We start from the raw sequence: 11,549 nt of genomic DNA, 5'->3' as shown, positions 1-11,549 counted from the left end.
AATACGACGGTCCGGCCGTTCCTTTAAGTGAACCCGGGGAGGTGAGAATAAACATTGAGTGAGAATCCTTTCGTCAAAAGGCTGATCAAAAGCTGGCAATTGTACGCTTTAATGTCTCTTCCGTTCCTTTATTTAATGATCTTCAAATACGTGCCGATGTACGGCGCACAGATTGCCTTCAAGGATTTCTCAGTCGTCAAGGGGATTTGGGGCAGCGAGTGGGTGGGGATGAAGCATTTCAGCAGATTCGTCAATTCTTATGATTTCTGGCGCATTCTTAAGAATACGCTGATCCTCAGCTTTTACAATCTGGCTGCCGGATTCCCGCTGCCGATCATGCTGGCACTGGGACTGAACTATCTGCGCAGCAGCAGGTTCCGCAAAGCTGTACAGATGGTCACCTACGCACCGCATTTCATTTCTATTGTAGTTGTGGTCGGAATTGTAAAAGAACTGCTCGACCCGCGTATCGGCATTATCAACAAGATTATCGGCTTTTTTGGTATCGGTCCGATTAACTTCATGGGCGAAATATCCTTGTTCTCATCCATCTATGTCTGGTCCGATGTCTGGCAGCATGTGGGTTTCAACTGCATTATCTTTATCGCGGCGCTGGCCAGCATCGACCCTTCGCTGCATGAGGCGGCGGTGATGGACGGAGCGAGCAAGTTCCGGCGCATGTGGCATATCGATCTGCCTGGCATTATGCCGATGGCGATAATCGTGCTGATTCTGAACACTGGACATATTCTCGATGTTGGATTTGAGAAGGTGCTGCTGCTCCAGAATCCGATCAACCTGAAGGCGTCGGAAATCATTGACACGTACGTGTACAAGGTTGGATTGACCTCGCAGGTTGCCAACTATTCATATTCGACAGCCATTGGGTTGTTCAAATCCGTGATTAACCTGATCCTGCTGCTTACCGTAAACAAAATCGCGCAAAAAACCAAACAAGGCAGCTTATGGTAAAGGAGGGGACATCAGCATCATGAACACGAAACTAAGCAAGGAGTCATTTTCGGACAAGCTGTTCACCATCCTGAACACCGTTTTTATGAGCGCTCTGTTTTTGGTTGTGCTGTACCCGATTGTCTATATCATCAGCGCCTCGTTCAGTGATTCGCAAGCGGTAGTATCCGGGGAAGTCTGGCTCTGGCCGGTTCGTCCAAGTCTGGAAGGATATAAAGCGGTGTTTGAATATGGGCAGGTATGGGTTGGTTTCCGGAATTCGATTCTTTATACGGTCACCGGCACATTGATCAATATTATAATGACCGTGCTGGCGGCCTATCCGCTTTCGCGGAAGGATTTTTACGGCAAAAATATATTTATGCTTCTATTTATGTTTACCACCATGTTTACGGGCGGACTGATTCCTGCTTACCTGCTGGTCAGGGATTTGGGCATGCTGGACACCATTTGGTCGATTATTGTTCCCGGGGCACTAAGCGTGTGGAACGTGATTATCGCCCGAACTTATTTTCAAATGTCGATTCCCCATGAGCTGCTGGAAGCGGCCCAGCTGGACGGCTGCAACGATTTCCAGTTCGTGTGGAAGGTGGTGATCCGGCTGTCTGGACCCATACTCGCGGTTATTACACTTTATTATGCGGCGGCGAACTGGAATCAATATTTTAACGCCATGCTGTACCTGAAGACTCAGGATCATTATCCGCTCCAGCTGGTTCTCAAGGATATTCTGGTCAAAAACGATGTTGATGTAGGCATGTTGTCCGGCGATCCGCAGGATGCAGCCAAACGCGAGGCCATGAAAACGCTGCTGAAATACTCGCTGATTGTGATTTCTTCCGCTCCGCTGCTTGTGTTCTACCCGTTTGTACAGAGGTACCTCGTTAAAGGCGTTATGGTGGGATCACTCAAGGGATAAATAAGGGGGACTTAATATGAAATTCAAGGCGGTCACAACATTGCTGGTCGGTATAAGTCTGCTGGGAAGTATTCTGAGCGCCTGCAGCGGGGGCGGGAAAGCCGGCAACAACGCGGATTCGCAGAACGCTAATTCCGGAGCTGCCGTTACAGAGGCGGGTCAGTTCCCGATTGTGGATGAGAAAATCACCTTGCGTGTGATGACAGGGGCCAATCCGGCTGTTGAAAACTTCGATACGAACGAATTCACCAAATATTTTGAAGAATTGACGAATATTCATGTGGAATGGGAGATTGTACCGACCAGCACGGTTTCGGAAAAGCTGAATCTGGCGCTGGCCAGCGGTGACCTGCCGGATGTCATCATGACCATGAACGTGACCCCTGAACAGCAGGCGCTTTACGGACAACAGGGTGTGCTTTTGCCGCTGAATGATTACATTGAAAAATACGGGGTGAATACGAAGAAAATGTTCGCGGAAAGCCCCCTTGTCAAACCGACCATTACCTCGGCGGACGGCAATATTTATGCGCTCCCCGCACCGAATGAATGCTATCACTGCTCCATGCGCCAGAAGCTGTGGATTTATGAGCCCTGGCTGGAAAAGCTCAATCTGAAGATGCCGGCCACCACCGGGGAATTCTATGAAGTGCTTAAGGCCTTCAAGACACAGGACCCTAATGGCAATGGCATCGCCGATGAGATTCCATTCTCCGGCGCCCCGCAAACGGGTCAGACGTCTACGCTGACCACCGGGGTCGAGAACTTCCTGATGAACTCTTTTACTTACGCTCCTTATACCCGTCTGTATGTAAATGAGGAAGGAAAAGTGGATGTTCCCTTTAACAAAGAGGGCTGGAAAGCAGGACTGGCTTACCTCAACCGTCTGTACAAAGAGGGACTGATGGACCCGCAGGCGCTGACACGTGATGCCGCTCAGCTTGTGCAGCTCGGCGAGAACCCGGATGTGCCAATTCTCGGCGCGGCTTCCGGTCCGAATCAAAGTGCGCTGACCCAGCTTAACGGCTCAAGCGGCAGATGGCTGGAATATGTGGCTGTAGCACCGCTGAAAGGACCAGACGGCTTGCAGGTTACCCAATATGATCCTTACCAGGTCGCACCGGGCCAATTCGTCATCACGAACAAAGCTGCGAATCCCGAGGCCGCTTTCCGGTTCGCCGATGCCCTGTATGACCGGGAAATCACCCTTCGTTCGACCATTGGCGAACCTGATACAGAATGGAGATGGGCGAAGGATGGCGAGATTGGACTGAACGGAGAAGCGGCTGTCTATATGGATATGTCAAAGTTCGGGGTCACCCAGAACAAACATTGGTCGCAGACCGGCATTGCTTACCGTCCGAATTCCCTCCGCCTTGGCCTGGTAGCCAATCCGGACAACCCGCTGGACTCCATTCTTTATAATGAGACAAAGGAGAAATATGAGCCTTACCGTGTAGAAGTGGAAACGGTTTTGCCGCCGCTCAATTTCACGGTTGACCAGTCGTCGGAGATTGCCGACCTCTCCAAAACACTGTATGACTATACCAATGAAATGATGGCCCGCTTTATTATCGGTGATGCCAGCCTGGATGCGGAATGGGAGTCCTATCTTGATACACTTGAGAGCATGAACCTGTCCCGTTACCTGGAAATCTATCAGGAAGCCTATGAAGCTTATTCATCCACAAATGACAAATAAAATCTAAAGCGGAAGGACAAGGGCGATGATCTCACAACAATTCACAGTTCCGGAGCACTGGAAATGGTTCACTGAAGCCCGCTACGGGATGTTCATTCATTGGGGGCCTTATGCGCAGTATGGCCGGGGCGAGCAGGTTCTGTTTCGGGAACACCTGGATCAGGAGGAATATGCCGCACAGGCCAGTGCCTGGAACCCTGAGCATTTTGATCCGGAGCTGTGGGCGGCAACCGCTGTAAAAGCCGGGTTCAAATATGCCTGCTTTACGACAAGACATCATGACGGCTATTGCATGTGGGACAGTGCCTATACCGATTATTCCAGTGCGCGCCAGGCACCGAAGCGGGATTTTGTCCGTGAATACGTGGATGCTTTCCGCAAGGCCGGGCTGCGCATAGGTTTGTATTATTCCTGGATTGACTGGCGGCTGCCAGCTTATTTTGAAGGGCCGGAGAAAGATCCGGAAGGCTGGGAGAAGGTCCGTTCCTATCTTCATAATCAGGTAAAGGAGCTGCTGACCCGCTATGGCCGGATTGATCATTTCTTCTTCGACGGCGTATGGCCCAGAAATGCCGACGACTTGCAAAGTGTGGAACTGCTTGCGGAAATGCGCAGACTGCAGCCGGGAATCCTCATCAATAACCGGCTGGGTTATTCTGCGGAGCATGACGGCTACCGGGCCGACGGCGGTGTGGGGGCCGGCGATTCCGACACCTTGGGCGACTTCGGGACTCCGGAGCATCTGATCACAGTCGATCAGAGGCGGCTCTGGGAGTCCTGCCAGGTGACGACCTGGCGGCTATGGAGCCACGTGTTCGGAGAAAGATGGCGCCCGGCGGATTATTTGCTGGATATGTTGTGCGAATGTGCCGAGAAGGGCGGTGCGCATGGCGGAAATCTGCTGCTGAATGTCGGGCCGACAGCCGACGGCCAGCTGCCTCCCGAGTTCGTGCAGCGGGCGCTTGCGATCGGCAAATGGCTGGAGGTGCACGGCGAAGCCATATACGGCTCGGATGGCGGTTTCCTGACCGAATTCATTACCAGAGGGAGGCAGACGACAAAAAACAACTGCCTATACCTTATCATTCGCTTCTGGGACGGCCGTCCGGAGATGAGGGTGGCCGACCTGGCCAGCAAGGTGAAAGCTGTGACGCTGCTGACAACTGGCCAGGCACTGCCGTTCGAGCAGCGCGGAGACGACTTGTGGATCAAGGGGCTTCCGGCGGAGGCGCCCACGCATTTATTCCCGGTGATCCGGGTCGAATGCGAAGGCAGGCCGGCAACGAATCAATGGGGCCGCGAGCGTTTGTGGGAAGGCGACCCGGCCCGTGTGGCCGAATGGGCGCGCAGCCAGCGCGGCACTTCCGTATACCGGGATGGCCGGGAGCGGTGATCTGCCAATCCCTGCTGTTATCCCGGAATGTGGAATATTTATGTAGGGCCAGAAAAATGACAATCTATTCATTTGCTATATTAATCCAGTTTGATAGAATGATAGGGATGAGCAGTTCTAGCTCCTTACTCTAAAATGATATCTTCATAGATTGGAGAACAGCGATGAAAAGATTCGGCAAACTATTATTATGTTTAGCCCTTTCCATAGGAGGGGTGGCGGCAGCAGGTACGCCCAGCACCCAGGCGGCAGGCGGTGTGAAGATTATGCTGGACGGCTATCCGCTGCCTTTTCCGGTGGAGCCGGCAGTGATGAAGGGCACGACCATGGTCCCGTTCCGGGCCATCTCGGAAGCGCTCGGCATCCAGATTGAATGGAACCAGGCGGCGCAGCAAATTAAAGCAACCCGAAAAGACGCTTCAGGGACCAAGGTGGTCACACTTACTCTGGGGAATTCCAAGGCTGTAGTTAACGGTACGGCGGTGAATCTGGCAGTCGCTCCGCAAAGTATCCGCGGCACGACGATGATTCCGCTCAGCTTTTTCAGCGGCCAGTTCGGTGCGGCGGTCTCCTGGAATCAGGCCAGCAAGACCGTCTCTATCACTTCGCCCAAAGAGGATCTGTACACCTTGGGCTTCTACGCCCAAGGCGCCTATGGTGAAGTGTCCCTGATCCCCAGCTTTAATGCTATTGCGTTTGGCTGGAGCCAGATTGACCGCAACGGCCGGTTTACGACTTCCGGCGAGGAATTCAGATGGCCGCAGCCTGCGGGAGAGGTTACCCCCGAATCGATCGTCCAGAATGCAGCGGGAGGAGGAACTACACCTTATCTGATGGTGTATTCCGTAGACGGCAAGCTGGAACTGACCAAGAATCTGGAAGACAAGCAGCTGCAGGAAGAGACGATCACCAGTATTATTGACACCGCTACGCAGAAAGGCTTTAAAGGGATTGCGCTGGATCTGGAGGGACTTGGCCTTAGCGGGGACAAGGCTAAGGTTCAGGCGGATTATAATGCTTTTATCCGCAACCTCTCGGGGAAAGCCAAGGCACTTGGTCTTAAGCTGACGGTTATCCTCCATCCTCTCAACAGCTCGTATAAAGGCTATGATTACAAAACTCTGGCCAGCCTGGCCGATGATCTGGTCATTATGGCTTATGCATATGAGGATGAATCCGGTCCCGAGCCCATTGATAAGGTGGATGAGGGCATTCGCCTGGCCCTGAAGCAAGTCAGCCGGGACAAGCTGATTCTGGGGATTTCCGTGTACAGTGAGAATGAAGCGTCCGTGAACAGCAAGATTGGGCTAGCCAAACGCTACGGCCTCAAAGGCATTGCCATCTGGCGGCTGGGTCTGATCGGAACTCCCGCCTGGAACGAGATGGGCAAGTCGGTCGAGCTCTAAAGGTTAGGATTTATGTTGAAGCAGGTTGCCGGGTGCGGCAGCCTGTTTTTTATTGGGAAATTATACACTCGGACCCCAGAGCCCTTAGTTTCTCCATAGGGGGATTTTAACCGGGCTTACGGACCTTGGCGCTCTTATTCCCTCTGCACCTGGCAGATATGGAGTGGATTTACGTAAATAAGCGCAACGGAGTCCGTAAGCATAGGGAAATCGTGTTTTCTTTGAAAATAAGCGCACCCCGGTCCGTTACCGCCACTTGGACTGTCTGCTGTCCCTAATGGGATCGACGGTTTTGTGTACTTCCGTTCCTGAATGGAAATTTGAAGTTCCACGGTGGATTCCTCTATACTGGAAATATCTGATTGAACCTATCGGCATTCATCCATCATCATTCAACAAGAGAGGCAGGAGATCTTATGGACAAACAGAACATACGAACCGGACAAGCGCTGATTCAGGAGGTAAAAGATACCGAGGTCCCTTACGGCTGCCTGGCCGTGTGGTTTCTCGGGCAGGAGAGCGTAATTATTAAAGGGGATGGAGTGACACTTTACATTGATCCTTATGTCTCGGAGAACCCTGACCGATCGTTTCCGCCGCCGATTGGGCCCGGGGATATTACAGGCGCCGATGTGTGCCTGATTACCCATGACCATTCGGATCATTTGGATAGAGGTTCGATCCCTTCCATTGCAGCGAACAATCCAACATTGACCTTTATGGCCCCGGCAGTCTGTGAGCCTCAGCTGCGGGAACTCGGAGCCGCCGCCGGGCAGATCCTGATTGCGGAGCCCGGGAACTGGACCACGCCCAGCGGCAACCTGCGGGTGCTGCCCGTTTCCGCTGCACATGAGCAGAAGGATACGGACGAACAGGGGCGCCCGCTTTACGTAGGCTATATTATTCAGTTAAACGGAGTAACGCTTTATCACGCTGGAGATACCGTGTTATTCCCGGAACTGATCGAGGCGGTCAGCGCTCAGGATGTTGATCTCGCCCTGCTGCCGATTAACGGCCGTGACTACTTTCGGAATGAACGGAATATCGTGGGCAATATGAGCTACCGGGAAGCCGCAGAATTTGCGGCCGTGGCCGGATTTGAGACAGTTATTCCGCTGCATTATGATTTGTTTGCCGGGAATGCGGAGAATCCCGGGTATTTTGTGGATTATCTGTACCGGCATTTCCCGGAACAGAAATTTCATGTGATGGCGCGTGCGGAAAGATTCGTGTACGCATCGGCTAGAGCTTTTCGCAAAATTGAATAGAAGCCTTCCCCAAAAGCGAAAGCTTCAAAAGGCAGCTCCCGTCAGGTCCACGTGACGGGGGCTTTTTTTAAAATATAAGGATTTATATGTGCTACACCATAAATCAGTCTTCTATTTCTACGAGAAACGGATGCCCTCCTCTTCCAGAGGACGGCGAAGCCGTTTCTTCTTGATAGAATAAATATCACATATTCCTGGCGCATTAACCTTTATAATCACTAAGGTTGAGCACCCAAAGCGCCCAGCTTATTATTCTTATCATTGTCAGGAGGCTGTTTTGAACATGAGATACAAATCACTGGAACTGGATCGGCCGCTTACCTATGAGCTGGAAGGACTCGAGATCGGGGTAACTTCCAATTGCAATTTTCGCTGCGACTACTGCTGCGCCTATAACCGAAATGATGGACAAAGCATCAAAGCCAAGGAAGTGATCCGCATTCTGGAGGAGCTGCCCGGGCTGAAGAGGGTGCGGCTGTCCGGCGGAGAAGTGACTCTGAAATTCCAGGACTGCGTAGAGATCGTTAGCTATTGTGCATCCAGAGGCATTCAGACCCAACTGAACTCCAACGGCAGTCTGCTGAATGCGGAGCGGATCGGCGAGCTGGCGGAAGCGGGGCTGACCACCATTCATATTTCCTTTAATTTTACCAATGCGGAGGCCTTCTCCCGTTACTACAATATCCATACAAGCATCTATGACAAAATCAGAGAGAACATCACCCTGTTCACAAAGACCGGCGTGGATACCGTGCTGGAGACCCTGCTGTTCAGCGAGACGCAGGACAACATGCAGGAAATCAGCGATCATGTCTACGCGATGGGCGTAAGAACGCATGAAATTCAGAACAGTATCATCATGGGACATACCGGCTGGAAAGCGATAGCGGCCAGAGAGAAGCTGAAGAATGCCGTCAATGAGCTGATTGCCCGGAAAAAAGAGGACACGGTGCTCTATTTCACTTGTATGGACCGTTTCATGGAAGAGATGGGGTTTGCGGAGACGCCCGGGGTTTATTTCCCGCACTGCATTGAAGGCAAAAAACAACTGCATCTGCACGGCAACGGTGATATCCTGATTTCCGAGCTGTGTCATCCTGTGATTATCGGCAATGTTTATAAGGGCACCTCACTGGCAGAGCTCTACAGCAATATGCCAACGCCACTGGCTGATTTCCTGGAGAAGTTGCCTTGTCCGGCAAGGGAAGCTTTGTTTCCGTCAGGCGTATAATCCGCCTGGTATCGAACGCTTGTCATTAAAGGAAGGCCACGGGAAAACCGTGGTCTATTTTTGTGAAATTTTCACCTTGAAATGAAACTTTTCATGTATAATCATCCACATGTGCAGAAAATACAATGCAGACCTGTTTGGGAGGAGAAACAACATGATTTACGGGTTTTTGATACTGCTGCTCGCCTGCTGCTTCCAGGGCAGCTTCGGACTGGGCATGAAGAAATATCAGCCGTTCTCCTGGGAGGCGTTCTGGGCTGTTTTTTCAGTAGTTGGCATCTTGATTATTCCGGTGGCCTGGACATGGATTGAAGTGCCCGGCTTTATGGGTTACATCAGACAGACACCTGCCGATGTTCTGGGCATTGCCGCCTTTTGCGGATTCCTCTGGGGGATCAGCTCCATCCTGTTCGGCAAAGCGATTGACTCCATTGGCGTTTCTCTTACATACGGGGTGAACATGGGGATATCAGCTTCCCTGGGCTCCCTGATTCCTTTGTTTATCTTCGGCAACCTCCCGGCTGCGGGGCCGTTCACCGTTCTTTTGGCCGGTACGGCGATTATGCTGGCCGGGGTTGCGGTGATTACGAAAGCGGGACTGGTCAAAGAACAGATACTGGCAGCGTCGGGCACCGGGACAAGCCATGGCGGCAAGCTGTCTACAGGCCTCATTATCGCTTCGGTGGCCGGACTCGGCTCTGCGGCGATGAATATCGGCTTTTCTTATGCCAACCAGACGGTGGACCTTGCGGTAGCTGATGGTACAGCCAAGATCAGCGCCAGCCTGATCGGCTGGGTGATCACTTTATCGGGTGGTTTTATCGCCAATTTTGCTTATGCAGTCTGGCTGCTGGTCAAGAATGGCACGTACCGGGATTATGTGGCGAAGGGTGCCGTCAAAGCTTATCTCAAAGCCCTGCTGACAGCAGCGGTCTGGTTCCTGGCCCTTGGTTTTTATGCCAAAGCCACAGCCTTGCTGGGACCCCTGGGTTCCGTAGTCGGCTGGCTTGCTTTTAATGGACTGTCCTTGATCATCAGCAATGCCTGGGGACTGAAAGACGGGGAGTGGAGAGGTTTCGCTCTGCCCAAAAAACTGCTGCTCTGGGGGAATGTGATCCTGATCCTCTCCTGGGTTGTGGTGGGGGTTGCGAACAGTCTGGCCTAGATTTTTCTGGAGATTGCCATGAATCCTGCACTGCTGAACACTTAAATCTGTTATGATTTCAGGTGAGGCAACACTACAGGAATCTATGAATAAGGAATGTATGGAGTTTCATACAAAGGTGCAGGAATCAGATGATATCTAACCTACGGAACGGGCTGGTCCGTTCAAATCAGATTTTGGAAAAAATCATGCCGCTGCTCACGCCCCTGGCGATTCTGGTTGGGGTGCTAAATGAGAGCAGGCTGCTGCCGCTATCGTGGCTTGTGCCCTGGATTTTTGCGGTCATGACACTGATCGGCAGCCTGAAGTCGAATCTCGGCGATCTGCTGAATGTGCTGCTGAAGCCGCAGAAGCTGATTGTTCTGATGGTAATCCTCCATATCGTAATGCCTTTGGTCGGCTGGCTGGCCGCATTGCTGATTTTTCCGGATGATCCTTATACGGTGACCGGCTATGTCCTGCTTTTCGCCATCCCTACCGGGGTGGTCAGTGTGGTCTGGGTGTCCATTTACAGCGGCAATATCGCGCTGACGCTGGCGCTTATTCTGGTGGATACCCTGCTGTCTCCACTGATCGTGCCGGGTACGCTGTATATTCTGATGGGGAGCAGTGTGGAGATTCAGATGGGCGAGATGATGAAGGGTCTGCTCTGGATGGTGGTGCTGCCCTCCCTGGCCGGGATGCTGCTCAACCAATGGACCAAAGGCAAGGTCAATACCGTTTACGGACCGCCCCTCGCTCCTTTTGTGAAAGTGGGATTGTTTATGGTGGTGGCCATTAATGGCGCGAGCATCGCACGTTACCTGAAACATCCTGACGGCAAGCTGCTCGTCATTATTGCGGTAACCTTCGTTACGGTTGTACTGGGTTATGTCATCGGCTCACTGGTTTCCCGCCGCTTGCGCTGGAACTATGAGGACTCCGTAGCCGTGCAGTTTAATTCGGGGATGCGGAATCTGAGCGCGGGTGCGGTACTGGCGGTCAAATATTTCCCCCCGGCCGTAGCGCTTCCGGTCATCTCGGGCATGCTGTTCCAGCAGATTCTGGCAGCATTATCCGGGTTCGTTATCGGGCGGCGGTCCAAACGGCTGCTTGTCCTCAGTGAGGCTGAGCGGAAGAGGCCAGCTGCTCCGGCGAAAGACGCCGATGTTTTCGCGAAGCTAAGATGAATGAAGAGTTGTCCAAGATGCCTTATGGTGGCTGGCTGGGGCGACTCTTTTTTGGTTAGAGGCATACACAGACTAACCGGTCGCCATGTGCTATAGGGAATTACACCCGCTAAATCCGCAGAATAGCCTGTATCTGTCACATTAGAGGGAATTACACCCGCTAATATCGTCAAAAACACCGGAATCGAGCGTTTCTAGAAAATTAGCGGGTGGTTTTCCCTATACCTGCCCGGCCGCAGCCTATATTCTCCGCTTAGCGGGTGGTTTTCCCTCTCGCGGTCGGGCCCTTTTTATTTTGACACCCTACTTAGGATGATTTATGAT

The 11,549-nt window shown here is 52.2% G+C and carries 9 protein-coding genes; all 9 read left to right on the top strand.

Annotated features, from left to right (window positions below; translation table 11 throughout):
• Positions 1-54 precede the first annotated feature (54 nt).
• The 9 genes from IEY53_RS28540 (at position 55) to IEY53_RS28500 (ending at position 11,225) form a co-directional block, all read left to right on the top strand.
• Positions 55-972 carry an ABC transporter permease gene (locus tag IEY53_RS28540; RefSeq protein WP_229696414.1) on the top strand — a complete coding sequence of 306 codons (918 nt, stop codon included), beginning with the start codon at positions 55-57 and terminating at the stop codon, positions 970-972.
• Positions 973-991: 19 nt separating this feature from the next.
• Positions 992-1,891: a carbohydrate ABC transporter permease gene (locus IEY53_RS28535; RefSeq protein WP_189031017.1), complete on the top strand. Its 900-nt coding sequence runs from the start codon at positions 992-994 to the stop codon at positions 1,889-1,891.
• Positions 1,892-1,907: 16 nt separating this feature from the next.
• Positions 1,908-3,593 (top strand): ABC transporter substrate-binding protein, encoded by a 1,686-nt coding sequence (locus IEY53_RS28530; RefSeq protein WP_189031016.1) that lies wholly within the window; start codon positions 1,908-1,910, stop codon positions 3,591-3,593.
• A gap of 25 nt (positions 3,594-3,618) precedes the next feature.
• Entirely contained in the window at positions 3,619-4,986 is a 1,368-nt protein-coding gene (locus tag IEY53_RS28525; RefSeq protein ID WP_189031014.1) for an alpha-L-fucosidase, read from the top strand.
• A 164-nt stretch (positions 4,987-5,150) separates the two neighbouring features.
• On the top strand, positions 5,151-6,392 hold the full coding sequence (locus IEY53_RS28520; RefSeq protein ID WP_189031012.1) for a stalk domain-containing protein: 1,242 nt from the start codon (positions 5,151-5,153) through the stop codon (positions 6,390-6,392).
• A gap of 416 nt (positions 6,393-6,808) precedes the next feature.
• Positions 6,809-7,660 carry an MBL fold metallo-hydrolase gene (locus IEY53_RS28515; protein ID WP_189031010.1) on the top strand — a complete coding sequence of 284 codons (852 nt, stop codon included), beginning with the start codon at positions 6,809-6,811 and terminating at the stop codon, positions 7,658-7,660.
• 283 nt (positions 7,661-7,943) lie between these two features.
• Positions 7,944-8,891 (top strand): radical SAM protein, encoded by a 948-nt coding sequence (locus IEY53_RS28510; RefSeq protein WP_189031008.1) that lies wholly within the window; start codon positions 7,944-7,946, stop codon positions 8,889-8,891.
• A 154-nt stretch (positions 8,892-9,045) separates the two neighbouring features.
• Positions 9,046-10,056 (top strand): L-rhamnose/proton symporter RhaT, encoded by a 1,011-nt coding sequence (locus tag IEY53_RS28505; RefSeq protein WP_189031006.1) that lies wholly within the window; start codon positions 9,046-9,048, stop codon positions 10,054-10,056.
• Positions 10,057-10,187: 131 nt separating this feature from the next.
• Complete coding sequence (locus IEY53_RS28500) at positions 10,188-11,225, top strand: bile acid:sodium symporter family protein (protein WP_189031004.1); 1,038 nt, start codon at positions 10,188-10,190, stop codon at positions 11,223-11,225.
• The last annotated feature ends 324 nt before the right edge of the window (positions 11,226-11,549 follow it).

The sequence above is a fragment of the Paenibacillus albidus genome (assembly GCF_014644435.1).
GTDB classification, from domain to species: domain Bacteria; phylum Bacillota; class Bacilli; order Paenibacillales; family Paenibacillaceae; genus Paenibacillus_AQ; species Paenibacillus_AQ albidus.
Note: the sequence above shows the minus strand (reverse complement) of the source record. Positions and strands in the feature narration are given on the sequence as shown.